General features: G+C 42.3%; 15 protein-coding genes. 7 read left to right on the top strand and 8 right to left on the bottom strand.

The window, feature by feature from the left end:
* Window positions 1-31: 31 nt before the first annotated feature.
* The 4 genes from MKO06_RS05535 to trhO all read right to left on the bottom strand — a co-directional run bounded on the left by MKO06_RS05535 (window position 32) and on the right by trhO (window position 5,269).
* Complete coding sequence (locus tag MKO06_RS05535) at window positions 32-2,350, bottom strand: penicillin-binding protein 1A (RefSeq protein WP_241549658.1); 2,319 nt, start codon at window positions 2,348-2,350, stop codon at window positions 32-34.
* Between the two features lie 17 nt (window positions 2,351-2,367).
* Window positions 2,368-2,853, bottom strand: a complete 486-nt coding sequence (locus tag MKO06_RS05530; protein WP_241549657.1) for a gliding motility lipoprotein GldH — start codon at window positions 2,851-2,853, stop codon at window positions 2,368-2,370.
* Complete coding sequence (locus MKO06_RS05525) at window positions 2,846-4,027, bottom strand: PSP1 domain-containing protein (protein ID WP_241549656.1); 1,182 nt, start codon at window positions 4,025-4,027, stop codon at window positions 2,846-2,848. The genes MKO06_RS05530 and MKO06_RS05525 overlap by 8 nt, the downstream gene beginning before the upstream one ends.
* A 210-nt stretch (window positions 4,028-4,237) precedes the next feature.
* Window positions 4,238-5,269 (bottom strand): oxygen-dependent tRNA uridine(34) hydroxylase TrhO, encoded by a 1,032-nt coding sequence (gene trhO / locus MKO06_RS05520; RefSeq protein ID WP_241549655.1) that lies wholly within the window; start codon window positions 5,267-5,269, stop codon window positions 4,238-4,240.
* Window positions 5,270-5,469: 200 nt separating this feature from the next.
* Here trhO and recA point away from each other — a divergent pair, with 200 nt between their 5' ends.
* From recA to MKO06_RS05500, 4 genes are all read left to right on the top strand, one after another.
* Window positions 5,470-6,486, top strand: coding sequence for a recombinase RecA (recA, locus tag MKO06_RS05515; RefSeq protein ID WP_156280694.1), 1,017 nt, complete (start codon window positions 5,470-5,472; stop codon window positions 6,484-6,486).
* A gap of 87 nt (window positions 6,487-6,573) precedes the next feature.
* A complete protein-coding gene (locus MKO06_RS05510) occupies window positions 6,574-7,017 on the top strand; it encodes a hypothetical protein (protein ID WP_241549654.1) in 444 nt (147 codons plus the stop codon).
* A 24-nt stretch (window positions 7,018-7,041) separates the two neighbouring features.
* Window positions 7,042-7,587 (top strand): RNA polymerase sigma factor, encoded by a 546-nt coding sequence (locus MKO06_RS05505; RefSeq protein ID WP_241549653.1) that lies wholly within the window; start codon window positions 7,042-7,044, stop codon window positions 7,585-7,587.
* Entirely contained in the window at window positions 7,584-8,996 is a 1,413-nt protein-coding gene (locus tag MKO06_RS05500; RefSeq protein ID WP_241549652.1) for a hypothetical protein, read from the top strand. The genes MKO06_RS05505 and MKO06_RS05500 overlap by 4 nt, the downstream gene beginning before the upstream one ends.
* Here the strand turns inward: MKO06_RS05500 and MKO06_RS05495 are convergent.
* Window positions 8,993-9,736: a lysophospholipid acyltransferase family protein gene (locus MKO06_RS05495; RefSeq protein WP_241549651.1), complete on the bottom strand. Its 744-nt coding sequence runs from the start codon at window positions 9,734-9,736 to the stop codon at window positions 8,993-8,995. The genes MKO06_RS05500 and MKO06_RS05495 overlap by 4 nt on opposite strands.
* Window positions 9,737-9,809: 73 nt before the next feature.
* Here MKO06_RS05495 and trpS point away from each other — a divergent pair, with 73 nt between their 5' ends.
* Entirely contained in the window at window positions 9,810-10,778 is a 969-nt protein-coding gene (gene trpS, locus MKO06_RS05490) for a tryptophan--tRNA ligase (protein ID WP_241549650.1), read from the top strand.
* On the opposite strand, the gene dprA is transcribed toward trpS, so the two are convergent.
* The gene (gene dprA, locus MKO06_RS05485; protein WP_241551028.1) at window positions 10,775-11,875 is read right to left on the bottom strand and encodes a DNA-processing protein DprA; all 1,101 of its coding nucleotides are present in this window, start codon (window positions 11,873-11,875) and stop codon (window positions 10,775-10,777) included. The two genes, trpS and dprA, sit on opposite strands and share 4 nt — an antisense overlap.
* A gap of 99 nt (window positions 11,876-11,974) precedes the next feature.
* Here dprA and MKO06_RS05480 point away from each other — a divergent pair, with 99 nt between their 5' ends.
* Both MKO06_RS05480 and MKO06_RS05475 read left to right on the top strand, forming a co-directional pair.
* A complete protein-coding gene (locus MKO06_RS05480; RefSeq protein WP_241549649.1) occupies window positions 11,975-12,907 on the top strand; it encodes an HU domain-containing protein in 933 nt (310 codons plus the stop codon).
* Between the two features lie 56 nt (window positions 12,908-12,963).
* Window positions 12,964-13,476: an acyl-CoA thioesterase gene (locus tag MKO06_RS05475; protein ID WP_241549648.1), complete on the top strand. Its 513-nt coding sequence runs from the start codon at window positions 12,964-12,966 to the stop codon at window positions 13,474-13,476.
* Here the strand turns inward: MKO06_RS05475 and MKO06_RS05470 are convergent, their stop codons facing one another.
* Both MKO06_RS05470 and MKO06_RS05465 read right to left on the bottom strand, forming a co-directional pair.
* Window positions 13,477-14,085: a hypothetical protein gene (locus tag MKO06_RS05470; protein ID WP_241549647.1), complete on the bottom strand. Its 609-nt coding sequence runs from the start codon at window positions 14,083-14,085 to the stop codon at window positions 13,477-13,479.
* Window positions 14,069-14,761, bottom strand: a complete 693-nt coding sequence (locus MKO06_RS05465) for a carboxypeptidase-like regulatory domain-containing protein (protein ID WP_241549646.1) — start codon at window positions 14,759-14,761, stop codon at window positions 14,069-14,071. Before MKO06_RS05465 ends, MKO06_RS05470 begins: the two co-directional genes overlap by 17 nt.
* Window positions 14,762-14,774: the final 13 nt, after the last annotated feature.

The following is a 14,774-nucleotide window of genomic DNA, read 5'->3' as shown; positions in this document are numbered from 1 at the left end:
ATGAATTCTAAAAAATGTTTTTGAAAAGTAGCTAGAAATCCAGTTCGTCAGGAACCGAATTGTTGGTATCGCCGTTTACCTTGTATTCGTCGCAATTCACCTCGATACTAAGATTTTCAGGGCGTTCAAAAGGCTCTTTAGAGACCTTCAGGTCCTTATCGTTATACACGTCCTTCATATACATTCCCCAGATTGGAAGAGCCATAGTAGCTCCCTGACCATAGGTGATATTCGGAAAATGTACTGAACGGTCTTCGGCACCTACCCAAACACCTGTGGCGAGGTCTGGAACCATCCCTATAAACCAGCCATCACTTTGATTCTGGGTGGTACCTGTTTTTCCAGCAATAGGAATACTACGATCGAAATCATACGGATAACCCGTCACGGCTCTTTTATAATCGATACGATCTTTAGCATAGGTTCCACGCAGTCGAACTCCAGATCCAGACTGGGTAACACCTTCTAACAGGTTTACCGTTACATAAGCTGCTTCTTTACTTAACACATCCCTTGTTTCCGGAACATGCTGGTAAAGAACAGTTCCATTCTTATCTTCGATCCTGTTCACGATCACTGGTTTTACATACACGCCCTGGTTCGCGAAAGTGCTGAATGCCGAAAGCATCTCAAAAAGACTAATATCGGGTGTTCCAAGCGCGATTGAAGGAACCGCCGGAATATTCCTGGTATCTACACCAAGCTTTTCAACAAGATCGATCACGGGTTCCGGACCAGTTTTATCAATAAGTCTTGCTGTTACGGTATTAACCGATTGAGCAAGTGCGTTTTTAAGGGATATCATTCCTTCGTATCCATCATCTCCGGCATTCTTAGGCGACCAGTCTTCCTGGTTACCGTGTTTTCCGGCCTCCATGGTAAATCTTGCCCTTGGCAGGGTATCGCATGGAGAAAATTTTAACTGGTCGATCGCGGTTGCGTAAACGAAAGGTTTAAAGGTTGATCCAACCTGTCTTTTCCCCTGCTTAACATGGTCGTATTTAAAATGTTTGAAATTGGTTCCTCCAACCCAGGCTTTCACTTCACCTGTTTGAGGCACCATAGACATCATCCCGGCCTGCAGAAATCCTTTATAATAAAGTATGGAATCTCTTGGGGTCATAACCGTATCAATGGTTCCGTTCCAGCTAAAGACCCTCATTTCGGTCTTTTCGGTGAAGGATTTTTTAATCTCTTCAACCGATTTTCCCTGCTGTTCCAAAACACGCCACCTGTCTGAACGTTTCATCGCGCTCTCTACGATACTTGCAATTTCACTATTATCGACATCGCGGAATGGTGCCGTTGGATTGCTTTTATTTTGCCTGTCAAATTCCTTTTGAAGGTTCTCGATATGTTTTTTAACCGCGTCTTCGGCGTAATTTTGCATTTTAGAGTCGATGCTGGTATAGATCTTTAAGCCGTCGCGATACAGGCTGTATTCGGTTCCGTCAGGCTTTGGGTTTTCCCTGATCCATTCTTTCATAAAACCCTGAAGATAGGCCCTGAAATAGGTTGCCATTCCTTCGTCATGCCCTTCCGGTGTAAAGTCGATCTTCATTGGCAGTTGCTTCAGGCTGTCCATTTCGGTTTCTGAAATAAAACCATTTCGATTCATTTGTTCAAAAACCTGGTTCCTTCTGCCCTGCACCAGGTCAGGTCTACGTACGGGATTATATAAGGCCGCATTCTTCAGCATTCCAACCAGAACAGCTGATTCCTGTATGTTCAGGTCTTTGGCTTCCTTATCAAAATAGATCCTGGAAGCGGAACGAATTCCTACCGCCTGGTACACGAAATCGTATTTATTGAAGTACATTGTGATGATCTCCTCCTTGGTATACTGCCGCTCCAGTCGGGTGGCGATCACCCATTCCTTGATCTTCTGAAAGATCCTTTCAAAAATACTGCTGGAAACATTTTCTGTAAAAAGCTGTTTGGCAAGCTGCTGAGTGATAGTACTCGCTCCACCACGTGTTCCTAAAAATACAGCCGCACGAAGGGTTCCCTTGGCGTCAATTCCCGCGTGCTGATAAAAACGCTCATCCTCGGTAGCCACCAGGGCCTGCACCAAATGATCTGGAAGATCTTCATATTTTACAGGAGTTCTGTTCTCACTGTAATATTTCCCTAAAGTTTTACCATCTGAAGAAAAGATTTCGGTCGCCAGGTTGGTTTCAGGGTTTTCCAGTTCTTCAAAAGTTGGCATTTTCCCAAATACACCCCAGCCTGCAAGCAGGAAGATGAATACGATCGCCAGAATTCCTATTCCGAATAAGGTCCAGAAACCACGGATGTATTTGCCATAATTCCGGGCAGGTTTTTTCGATTTTTTAGATGTGCGGGCCATTTATTACTAAGCTATTGTTATTCTTTATTTTCAATTCTGAAACCTACATGGGTGATCCCCTCAAGTTCTTCAATTCCTTGAACTTCTCCGTTCTTTCGCATCGCCTGTTTTACGTTTACCTTATAGTTTCCAGGCTCATCGAATTTCACATTTTCCTTGTACCAGAGCTTGTTCTCTTTCACATCACCAAAACCTGTGCCGAGCCACTCACCATCTGGCCGGGTCATTTCATATTCAAGCGTATCTGAGATCACTTTTCCCTGTGGAAACTGGATCTGTGTGATCAAAAACAGGTTACTGTAATTATAATCATTATTGTTGCGGATATTCAAAAACAGGTTGTAAGTCCTGGTCGAATCGAGTTCCCCCAGATCGAATGTGATGGTTGAATCGCGATGCCACCCCCTTACCGGTTTGTATTCATCGTAAACGCGATTCCTGTCACAGGCGGTGACCAAAAAGAGGATCGCGACCAAAAATGAAAAAGCAATTTCGCTACGCATTTTTAGACTTTGAGGCATTGGGATTTCCCTTGCGCTTTTTTCTTTTTTTGTTTCTACGTTTCTTTTGTTGTCGTTTTGGCTTATCAAAACGAGTCAAGCTATCTTCACCTACCGCGTTATGGAATTCCTTTTTAGGATCATCTTCAAGCTGAAGTTCCACTTCAAATTCTTCCAGGCTACCCGCAGCTTCACCTTTTTTATTCTTCGCAATTATCTTATTGGCCTGCTCTGGCGTTAGCTTGTGCCAGTTCATCCATTCCCCTTCATAAGCATACCAAAGAAGACCTTTGAAAATGTCAATTTTCTGACATACGGCAGTTCCTTTCTTGGTCTTTAATTTAACGTCGGTTTTCGGAAAAGATTTTAAGGCTTCGAGGTAAGTATCCAGTTCGTAATTCAAACAACACTTCAACTTACCGCATTGGCCGGCAAGTTTTTGAGGATTCAGCGATAATTGCTGATATCTTGCAGCAGAAGTACTTACCGATCTGAAATCGGTTAACCAGGTAGAACAGCAAAGTTCCCTTCCGCAGGAACCAATTCCACCAAGTCTTGCAGCTTCCTGCCTGAGGCCTATCTGGCGCATCTCGATACGCGTATTGAATTCACGTGCGAATTCCTTGATCAACTGACGGAAATCAACGCGATCGTCTGCCGTATAATAAAAAGTAGCTTTGGAAGCATCTCCCTGGAACTCCACATCGCTAATTTTCATGCTTAGATTCAGGCGTATGGCGATCTGCCGGGAACGTTGTTTGATCTTATCTTCCCGCTCGCGGGCTTCCTGCCAGACATCGATATCCTTCTGGGAAGCTTTCCTGTAGATCTTGAGAATTTCTCCGGAATTGGGATCTTCTTTCTTCTTTTTCATCTGAACCCTTACCAGCTCGCCGGTAAGACTTACGATCCCTACATCATGGCCAGGACTGGCTTCGGTAGCCACCACATCGCCGATGCTTAAACTAAGATTTTCAGAATTTTTGAAGAAATGTTTGCGCCCGTTCTTAAAGCGGACTTCCACAAAATCGAAGGGTTCCACGCCTCCCGGGAGCGACATATTGGAGAGCCAATCGAAAACGGTGAGCTTATTACATCCGTCGGTTCCACAGGTTCCGTTATTCTTACATCCTTTAGGCTGACCGTCTTTCCCGGTCGAGCAACTGCTGCAAGCCATATATATTATATATTGAGGACGCTGCCTTTCCTAACGCTTAAAACATCATTCTGTCCTGCCATTCATGGCACTTAGTGCAGAATCTCCTTCATCTTCAACAGCCTAAATCTCAGGCTTAGCGTACTGGTAAAAGCACCTCCTTGAGGTTCATAAAAAATTTTCAACAGTAAATATACCAATATTAATTGGCACCACCATTTTAGAAAAAACCTATTGCTTAAAACGTAAAACCTCAGATCTTCCTTTCTTGAAGATCTTATTGCTGGCTCCCTTGCCTTTACGAAGTGCCTTTTGCTCCTCGTAAGGAAGTGCTGCGATCTCTTTACAGTTATCGGAACAACAATTATTCATCTTTTCAGCGCATTCTTCACACTGAATAAATAATAAGTGGCAGGCCTCATTCGCGCAATTCACATGGGTATCACACGGCTTCCCGCATTGATGACAGTGGGCGATCACATCTTCTGAAATTCTTTCCGCGCGGCGATGATCAAAAACGAAATTCTTACCTATGAATTTATTTTCCAGTTTCTTGCTTTGAACCTGTCTGGTATATTCAATGATCCCACCTTCCAGCTGATACACATTCTTGAATCCGCGATGTTTGTAATAAGCACTGGCCTTCTCACAACGAATCCCACCTGTACAATACATTACCAAATTCTTGTCTTCCTTATGTTCTTTAAGGTCTTCTTCAATAATTGGCAAAGAGTCACGGAAGGTATCCACATCTGGTGTGATTGCACCCTGGAAATGTCCTATCTCACTTTCATAATGATTTCTCATATCTACCAGGACCGTATTAGGATCGCTGATAAGCTCGTTAAACTTTTGAGCATCCACGTGCACTCCCTTATTGGTTACGTCAAAAGTCTCGTCGTTCAATCCATCTGCAACGATCTTATCCCGAACCTTTACCTTCAGCTTCAGGAAAGATTTGATATCGTGTTCGATCGCAATATTCAACCTTACACCTTCCAGGAAATAGATTCCATCAAGAAAATCCTTGAATTCGTTAAAACGTTTTGCGGGTACCGAAAGCTGGGCATTAATACCCTCGTGGGCGACATAAATTCTACCAAGAACCTCCATCTGGTCCCAGGCAATGAACAAGTGATTCCTGAATAATTCGGGGTTTCCGATCTTTGCGTAAGCATAGAAAGAGAGCGTAAGCCTGTCTTCTCCGGCTTCTTCTAAAAGGGCTTCTCTTTCTTTAGCGCTCAATTTATTGTACAGTTGCATGCTATACTAATATTTTAAGTGTTAAAGAAAATTTTTGCAAAGATACATTTTTAGACGAACCGACCATATTAGATGATTCGCTAAAAAATATTGTCCAAATTTTTGGAATATTTCCAATAATATTGGACAACTTTTATTGTATCACATCAAAACTTATATTATTTTAGCAAACCTTATTTCACACATTATAAAATAGATTCATGAGCAACGATAAAGAAAAAGAAGCGAAATTAAAGGCGCTGAAGCTTACCCTTGATAAAATGGATAAAACCTACGGAAAGGGTACGGTAATGAAGATGAGTGACCAGGTGGTAGTAGATGTAGATGCTATTTCTACCGGATCACTTGGACTTGATCTTGCACTCGGAGTAGGAGGATATCCCAGAGGAAGGGTGATCGAGATCTATGGTCCGGAATCTTCAGGTAAGACCACTCTTACGCTGCATGCCATCGCTGAAGCTCAGAAAAAAGGAGGTATCGCCGCTTTTATTGATGCTGAACACGCTTTTGACAGGTTCTATGCTGAAAAACTGGATGTAGACATTGATAACCTGATCATTTCACAGCCAGATAACGGAGAACAGGCGTTAGAAATCGCTGATAACCTGATAAGGTCAGGCGCGATCGATATCATAGTAATTGACTCGGTAGCCGCGCTTACTCCAAAAAGTGAGATCGAAGGGGAAATGGGAGATTCCAAGATGGGACTTCACGCCAGGTTGATGTCACAGGCTCTTAGAAAACTAACCTCATCTATCAGCAAGACCAACTGTACCGTGATCTTTATTAACCAGCTTAGGGAAAAGATCGGGGTAATGTTCGGTAATCCTGAAACCACTACCGGTGGTAATGCACTTAAGTTCTACGCTTCGGTAAGGCTGGATATTAGGAGATCTACACAGATCAAGGATAGTAATAACGACGTAACCGGAAACAAGACCCGGGTTAAGGTTGTTAAAAATAAAGTGGCTCCGCCATTCAAGACTGCCGAATTCGATATCATGTACGGAGAAGGAGTTTCCAAGATCGGTGAGATCATCGATATTGGGGTAGATTACGAGATCATCAAGAAAAGCGGTTCCTGGTTTAGCTACGAGGACACCAAACTTGGCCAGGGTCGTGATGCGGTTAAAATACTGTTGAAAGACAATCCTGATCTCATGGAAGAGCTGGAAGTAAAGATCAAAAACGCGATCAAGGTCGCTAAAGAACAATAAAAAGAATCCCCTAACGGGGATTTTTTTTGATCCTTACGCAACCTTTTACTAAAAATAGCATCTATGGAATAAATACAAATTAATGATATGAAAAAACTAGTGTTTATTTTTATGGTTGTTTTTGCCTTAACAGGTTGTTCAATTGATGATGACAATACGCCAAACATCTCTTATGAGTTAGCAGAGATAGTGGCTAATGACCTTCCTGATGAATTGGAATTGGGTGAAGTTTACGAGGTTACTGTAACTTACGTACTACCATCGACCTGCCATAATTTTTTCGGACTGGATGCACGAAGAGAAGGCGCTGTGGGTGCTGAAAGAAGAAACATCTTTATCGCAGCAGTTTCTACCATCAACGAGGATGAAAATTGTGATACCACTACAGGTGGAGAAACCGGCACCTCTAAATTTACGATCACTATTGACGAAGAAGACGATTATACTTTTAACTTCCTGATTGGTGAGAACAACAATGAACCTATTTATCAAACTGTTGTAGTTCCAGTCGTGGATCCGGCAGCAAACTAAGAATTCAAGTTATAAATTTGTTGGGTGGTTTTAAAGAACCTCATTTATCAGTGTAAAAAGCACGACAGGAGTTCACAGGAGCAGCTTTACCGGCTGTTCTCAGCCAAGCTTTTTGCTGTATGCCTGAAATATTCTGAAAATAAACAACAGGCAGAAGATAATTTGCAGGACGGATTTGTAACGATCTTCGAAAAGATCTCCCAGTACAATCATTCCGGTTCTTTTGAAGGCTGGATGAAAAGGATCATGATAAATACCGCTCTTCAGAAACACCGGCAACAAAAGGTTTACGGGTTAAATAATGAAGATCAACTTGAAGAGGAAGAATTCGAAGTAGAAACTGAAAACCTGGAGGTAGACTTTTTAATGGAATGCGTTCAAAGCTTACCAGACAGGTACCGACAGGTTTTCAATCTCTACGTCCTGGACGGTTATTCCCATAAAGAAATCGCCAGTATGCTGAATATTTCCGAGGGAACTTCCAAATCCAACCTGGCCAGGGCTCGAAAGACTCTGCAGGAAAAAATAGAAAAGCAACAAAACATTAAAAATTCGGCTCAATCATCATGAAGGAAAAAAAGAGCATAGACCGAATTTTCCAGGAAAAATTCAAGGATTTTGAAGCCGAACCAAGGGAACAGGTTTGGGATCAAATTTCTGCCAGACTGGATAAAAAAGAGAAAAAAAGGCCTTTTATCATTCCTCTTTGGTTAAAAGTGGGAGGCGTCGCTGCCGTTCTTGGATTGGTGGTCGCCAGTATACTCTTCACCAATACTACCGATCCAGGCCAACCGGAACCAGGTGTAGTGTTTGAAGAACCTTCCGAATTGGATGAAGAAAAGATCGATCCTGAAAATAATCCTGGCAATGAGGCAACTTCCAACAGGATCGCAAACCAGGAAACAAATTCCGAAAAAGATTCGGAGGAAAATTCACAGAACTCTACCAATAGCGAACTGGTTACTTCTACCACGGCATCAGGAAAAACGGAATCAGGATCTGCTGGAAGCAAAGAAGATTCTTCGATTGCTTCAGTGGTAGAAAGATCTGAACGAACAAAATATGAAAAAGAAGAAGAGGTGATCCAACCGGAGACTACTTCAGCAGTAGTTTCCGGCGAAATCGCTGACTCAAAATCGGAAAGCACCCAGGAAGAAAAAAGTACAAAATCGATCCTGGAAACAGAGGAAGAAAATGCGCTGGCTCAACTCGAAGAATCTCAAAAGGATAAAGCTGCAGAAAAAGAATTGGAGGAATTAAATTCCAGGAAGTTCAGGCTTTCAACTTTTGCTGCACCGGTCTTCTATACGAACCTTGGGAGCGGTAATGAAATTTCTTCCCAGTTTTCGAATAATTCCACTTCATCAGAGGTTACTGTTTCCTATGGTGTTAAGGTAGCTTATGAAATTTCAGATAAGATCAGGCTTAGAACCGGGATCAGCAAGATGAATGTTAGCCAGGACATCAATGATATTTCTTATTCTCCTGCGGCTATGTCAACAAGTTTTGACAATATCAGGGCAAACCAGGATAATATACAGATACGCAATAATGCAGAGTCCGGAAGTTCTTTTAGTTCGAATTCGGCAGACAGGAATTCGCTTACCAATTCAGTATTCACTCCAGGAGCCATTAACCAGCAATTCGGATTTATAGAAATTCCTTTGGAAATTGAATACTCTATTATTAATGAAAGATTCGGTTTGAACCTGATTGGAGGTGCCAGCAGTTTGTTCCTGGATGATAACCAGGTAAACCTTGTTTCGGGAAATAGCAGTACCAATATTGGGGAAGCTTCAAATATTAATAATACCAGTTTTAGTACCAATATCGGGCTTGGTATGGATTATAAACTCAACAGTCGCTTTAGCATAAGCCTGGAGCCCATTTTTAAATATCAGCTCAACACCTTTAATAACGTAGAGAACGTTCGGCCTGCGAATTTTGGAATCTATTCAGGGATCAACTTTAAACTCTAGTTGATGGTTGGATGCTGTAATTCCTGAAGAATGACTTCCCGGGTTTTTTCTTTTAAAGACCTCCTGTCACGAAGCCCAAGGCCTTCGGTACAAATAAAATGATGGATCTTAACCCTTAATTTACCCGGTCCTCCGGAAAAGAATTTATAGGAAAAATGTTTTTTGGTATCATGAATCGTAATGGGAACTATAGGAATTTGATGTTCTATGGCAAGCCTGAAAGCGCCGTCTTTGAACTGATCCAATAGAATTTCTGTATCATCGGGAACACCACCCTCCGGAAAGATACAGATACTGTTCTCCTGCTTAAGCCTTCGCTGGGCTTCTTCAAAGGCCTCCATCCTGCTTTTTTGCCTTTTCCGGTCAACAAGAATACAGGTTCTGCGATAAAAGAAGCCAAAAACCGGAATTTTGCTCAGTTCTTTTTTCCCTATAAAAATAAAGGGCTGCTTAATAACAGCAAGCATTAACATGATATCCAGCATAGAAGCATGGTTGGCAACCAGCATATAACTTTTATGTTCCTTTGGAAGCTCATCGGCCCTTACTTTTATTCGAAAACCCATTCCATATACAATAATCTTGGCCCAGATGCGAGCACAGATAAAGAATTGCGGATAAAAGCGTTCAGCTGAAGTAATAATGATCAGCACCGGAAGCATGATCACGATAGGAAGTACCATAAGGATATAGAACCAGATTCTCCAAAACAGGATGCCCACCTTTTTGATGTACTTCATGCTTCCAAAAGTAGTAAAATGAGCCGAGGGTATTCTATAAAAAATTTACCTTTGCAGCAAAATCAGGAAACCAATGTCCAGAATACTTACAGGAGTACAAAGTACAGGAACCCCGCATTTGGGTAATCTTTTAGGTGCGATCATGCCAGCAATCGAAATGGCCAATCAACCCGATAACGATTCCTTTATTTTTATAGCCGATCTTCATTCGCTAACCCAGATCAAGGATGCTGAAACGCTTAGGCAGAACACTTACTCGGTAGCTGCAACCTGGCTTGCCTGTGGCCTGGACATAGAAAGAAGTGTGTTCTATCGCCAGAGCGATATTCCGCAGGTTACAGAACTTTCCTGGTATTTGAGCTGCTTTTTTCCGTACCAGCGTTTAACCCTTGCCCATTCCTTTAAGGATAAGGCAGACCGCCTGGAAGATATAAATAGTGGCCTTTTTTCCTATCCAATGTTAATGGCAGCAGACATTCTTTTGTATGATGCTGAAATCGTTCCGGTTGGAAAAGACCAGTTACAACACCTGGAAATGACCCGTGACGTAGCTTCGCGTTTTCATGCTAAAATGGGAGAGGTATTCGTGCTTCCGGAAGCAAAGGTTCAAAAGGACACTATGTACGTTCCTGGAACCGATGGTGAAAAGATGAGCAAATCAAAGAACAATACCATCAATATCTTCCAGACCGATAAGAAGCTTCGTAAGCAAATCATGGGCATTGAGACCGACAGTACTCCGCTCGAAGATCCAAAAGATACAGAAACCTGTAACGTGTTTGCTCTGTATAAGCTATTGGGCAATGATGAGCAGGTCGCCGAAATGCGTAAGAATTATGAGCAGGGAGGTTACGGCTACGGTCACGCCAAGCAGGCACTTTTTGAATTGATAAAAGATAAATTCCAGGAGCCCAGGGAGAAGTACGAATACTATATCAACAACCTGGAAGAAGTTGATAAAGCCCTTGAAAAAGGAGCTGAAAAAGCCAGGCTAATCGCAAAAGAGGTCCTTAAAAAAGTACGCAAGAAAGCGGGATATTAAACCACTTCGAATAATTTTCCGGGTAAAGGTCTTACCACTCCCTTTAGTTCCATATTCAGAAGTAAGGAGGCGGTCTTAAAGGTTGGAAAATTACAGGTAAGTGCGAGGTGATCCAATTCGGTTTTCCCCTGGTCTTTCAAGAACTCGTATAGCTTTTGCTCATCCTGCTCCAGGTCCACGAACAATTGTTTCTGAACCACGCTTTGTTTTTCCTCAACATCCCAGTTAAGAATATAGGCGATATCGGCTGCTGAAGTGAGTACATGTGCCTGCTGGGTTTTAATCAGCCCATTACAACCTGAACTGTATTTATCACCTGGCCTGCCGGGAACCGCAAAAACTTCACGATCGTAAGAATTGGCAATATCGGCTGTTACCAGTGCGCCACCTTTTTCGGCGCTTTCAATTACAACGGTAGCCTCACTAATTCCGGCAATGATCCGGTTCCTTTTTAGAAAATTATTCCGCTCAAATTTATCGCTGCTCCAGAAATCGGTTAAAAACCCCCCGTTATTTTCGATCTGGGCCATATATTTTTTGTGAGATTTCGGGTAAATCTGGTCAAGCCCGTGGGCAAGGCAACCAATGGTTTGGAGCCCATGCTTCACCGCCGCTTTCTGGGCAGTTATGTCCACACCATAAGCAAAACCAGAAATAATCACGGGATCCAAAACTGCAAGATCCTCGATCAATTTTTCACAGAAAGCAATTCCATGCTGGGTGATCTGCCTGGTACCTACAATGCTGATGATCCTCCTTTTCTTCAGATCAATATTTCCTCTTGAAAATAAAAGAAGCGGGGCGTCCGGACAGTGTTTCAGTTTTTCAGGATAATCAGGATCTTCAAAATACAGAACCTTTATCTGGTTAGACTGGATAAACTTGAGTTCCTGCTCTGCAGCTTTCAGATGAATTTTATCATAAAGACCTTCGATTCGCTTCTTTCCAATACCATCTATTCGGAGTAAACTAGAGGTCTTTTCAGAAAAAATTTTCTTAGCGCTTCCAAAATGACTGATCAATTTACGCGAAGTTGTATCTCCCAGATTAGGAACATGTTGCAGGGCCATCACATAAAGCAGGTCATCAAAATCCATCAGGCATAATTTGATCAAAATTACAGAAAAAAACATTTGTTAATAAAATTTCTTTGGGTAACTTTAACCCACTGCCAATAACCTATATTTTTGCGACCAATGAATATTTCTACCCACATCCAGGACCTTCTTTACAGATATGAATGCGTGGTGCTTCCAGGTTTCGGAGCCTTTTTATCGCAAAAACAATCTGCTTATATAGACCAAAACACAGATGAATTCTATCCTCCAAACAAGCAAATTTCATTCAACAGGCAGTTGATCAAGAATGATGGCTTGCTGGTGAATTATGTTTCACAAGTTGAAGGAGTCTCCTACAATGTGGCGAAAAATATGATCCAGGAATTCGTTTATGACCTTGAAAATTCACTTCAGAACGAATCCAGGGCTGAACTGGCAAATATTGGAAGACTATTCCTGGATAAGGAAGACAAATTGCAGTTCGAGCCGTTCTCGAATGTAAACTTCCTGATGCAATCTTTTGGACTGGAGTCTTTCAAAACTTCAGAAGTCAATCGTGAGGTTTACAGGAAACAGGTTGAACAACTGGAGGAAAAAACACCTCTACATTTTACACCGGAACGAAGAAAATCTCGCTCTTTTCTTAAATACGCAGCTGTTGCCGTAGTGGCTTTGGGACTATCAGGTTTTGCCGGTTTGAACATATACAGCAACCAGGTTTCCCAGCACAATATCGCTGAACAGCAAAAAGCTGAGAGTAAGCTTCACCAGCAAATTCAGCAGGCTACCTTTATTATTGACAATCCACTTCCTGCCGTTACTTTTGAAGTAGAAAAGCAATCGGGGGATTTTCACGTGGTTGCAGGTGCATTCCGCGTTCAGGAAAATGCTGAGAAAAAAGTTGAGGAACTCCGTGATGCCGGTTATGCCGCAAGACTGATTGGAGAAAACCAATACGGACTTCACCAGGTTGTATATTCCAGTCATCAAACACGAAGGGAAGCGATCAACAAGCTTTACGAGGTAAAAAAATCCAATTCGGCTGCCTGGTTACTGGTTCAGGAACTTTAATAGTTTATTAACGAGTCCCTTTAACTTATCCTCCTTATTTTTGCAAAAAAATAAACATGGAGGCTAAATCCCCTAGTGAATCTCGAACAACCCTTACAGATCTGGTTCTTCCCAGTGAAACTAATCCTTTAAATAATCTTTTTGGAGGTGAACTGCTCGCACGTATGGATCGTGCCGCGAGTATCGCCGCCAGAAGACACAGCAGAAGGATCGTGGTTACCGCTTCGGTCAACCATGTTGCATTTAACAAGGCTATTCCCCTGGGCAGTGTGGTAACGGTAGAAGCAGCCGTTTCAAGAGCTTTTAAGTCGTCTATGGAGATCTTTATAGATGTTTGGGTAGAAGACCGCGAAAGTGGCCGCAGAAGCAAGGCAAATGAGGCTATATACACCTTTGTTGCCGTAGACGAGACCGGGACACCTGTACATATTCCACCGCTCAAGCCGGAAACCGAGATCGAAGAACAGCGTTTCGCAGCCGCTCTACGAAGAAAGCAGTTAAGCCTGGTATTGGCCGGAAAAATGAAACCGGCTGAGGCTACAGAGCTCAAGGCCCTGTTCGAGGAATAATCAAAAGGAAAATTGCGCTCCTACAGTTGGAGCCAGACGCGTAGAACTACTAAAGTAATCCTCATACTGGTCTGAAGTCTTAATACTCATATTATCATATCTGAAATTTAGGCCCAGATAGATTCCTATGCCATCATTGATAAGGTAAGCTAGCTTTGGTTCCAGATAGGTAATGAAGGCATCATCATGGAAAGCCCGTCCATTTTCAGAAGCCCTGTTCGCATATCTTGCATGGCCAAAACCTAATTTAGCTGAAAATTCAAGGCTCCCGGTTAAGCTTGTTAAATAACCTCCATTTAGTGAAGAACTAATAATCCTTGTTCGGTTGATCCCTCCCAGTTTTTCAGAATTCGTGACATCTGTCCAAAGAACATCTACCTGCGCGCCGGCGAACCAGTGGTCTGTGAATAAGTAAAGTACTCCAACCTCAGCTCCGTATTTTAAGTTATAGGAATCTCCTATAAAATTATCATCCAGGGCAAATGGTTTGGAACCTCCAACAAAAACCTTAATTCCTGCATCAGAATCAGACTCGGTTTCTTCCTCATTCTGTGCATTAGCACCATGCAGGACGAAGAATAAAATAAAGCATTTAAAATATAATTTCATACTGGCTTTCTGATTCCGATATATCCAGAACAAGCTCCTGGATATCATCAGACTGGTTTAAAGATTCCCCAATACTATACTTAATTTGAACCTGAGAATTTAATAAGGTGGTAAGGTAGATCTGGTTATTTCCCTGAGTAGAAAATGTTCTTAAATCGGTTACCTCTCCGGTTTCAGAACCTTCGTAGGTATAAACATATTCCCAGCCTTCGGGTAAGGATTGAAATGCTGTGTAGGCGGGATATTTCACTTGCAGAAACACCATCTCTTCAGTTCCGCTTTGATTGATGAAATTAAGCTGAAAATTGCCACGAGCATTCAATCTTAGCTCGCCCAGGTCATAAAATGGACCATGATTATCTACCGATTCCCTAATTCTTACACCCATAAAGCTACTCAATCGTTCAGAAATGCTCAGGAACAGGATCTCGTCCTTTGGCTCGATGCTTAGCAGGTCAAAATGTCCATTTTCGGTAGTCGTCGTACTCGCAATTACGTTGGAAACCGAATTTTTAAAACCGAAGGTTTCCACGTACAGGTCTACCCCGGCATCCCGCAATGGATCACCAGCGGGATCCAAAAGTGATCCTGTGAGATGAATCCTTCGGTTATCCTCGTAATCTAATGCACAACTTATAAAGCTTAGGGCTGTTAAAAAGCAGAGAAGTTTTTTCATTAGACCCTAAAGA

The organism is Christiangramia oceanisediminis, assembly GCF_022570735.2.
Classification (GTDB): domain Bacteria; phylum Bacteroidota; class Bacteroidia; order Flavobacteriales; family Flavobacteriaceae; genus Christiangramia; species Christiangramia oceanisediminis.
Note: the sequence above shows the minus strand (reverse complement) of the source record. Positions and strands in the feature narration are given on the sequence as shown.

Coding starts and splice junctions, on each gene's coding strand:
- dprA (WP_241551028.1), bottom strand. CDS start 11,875: ATGGATTTTGATGACCTGCTTTATGTGATGGCCCTGCAACATGTTCCT.
- trpS (WP_241549650.1), top strand. CDS start 9,810: ATGTCCAGAATACTTACAGGAGTACAAAGTACAGGAACCCCGCATTTG.
- MKO06_RS05495 (WP_241549651.1), bottom strand. CDS start 9,736: ATGAAGTACATCAAAAAGGTGGGCATCCTGTTTTGGAGAATCTGGTTC.
- recA (WP_156280694.1), top strand. CDS start 5,470: ATGAGCAACGATAAAGAAAAAGAAGCGAAATTAAAGGCGCTGAAGCTT.
- MKO06_RS05465 (WP_241549646.1), bottom strand. CDS start 14,761: ATGAAAAAACTTCTCTGCTTTTTAACAGCCCTAAGCTTTATAAGTTGT.
- MKO06_RS05480 (WP_241549649.1), top strand. CDS start 11,975: ATGAATATTTCTACCCACATCCAGGACCTTCTTTACAGATATGAATGC.
- MKO06_RS05475 (WP_241549648.1), top strand. CDS start 12,964: ATGGAGGCTAAATCCCCTAGTGAATCTCGAACAACCCTTACAGATCTG.
- MKO06_RS05535 (WP_241549658.1), bottom strand. CDS start 2,350: ATGGCCCGCACATCTAAAAAATCGAAAAAACCTGCCCGGAATTATGGC.
- trhO (WP_241549655.1), bottom strand. CDS start 5,269: ATGCAACTGTACAATAAATTGAGCGCTAAAGAAAGAGAAGCCCTTTTA.
- MKO06_RS05510 (WP_241549654.1), top strand. CDS start 6,574: ATGAAAAAACTAGTGTTTATTTTTATGGTTGTTTTTGCCTTAACAGGT.
- MKO06_RS05500 (WP_241549652.1), top strand. CDS start 7,584: ATGAAGGAAAAAAAGAGCATAGACCGAATTTTCCAGGAAAAATTCAAG.
- MKO06_RS05470 (WP_241549647.1), bottom strand. CDS start 14,085: ATGAAATTATATTTTAAATGCTTTATTTTATTCTTCGTCCTGCATGGT.
- MKO06_RS05530 (WP_241549657.1), bottom strand. CDS start 2,853: ATGCGTAGCGAAATTGCTTTTTCATTTTTGGTCGCGATCCTCTTTTTG.
- MKO06_RS05525 (WP_241549656.1), bottom strand. CDS start 4,027: ATGGCTTGCAGCAGTTGCTCGACCGGGAAAGACGGTCAGCCTAAAGGA.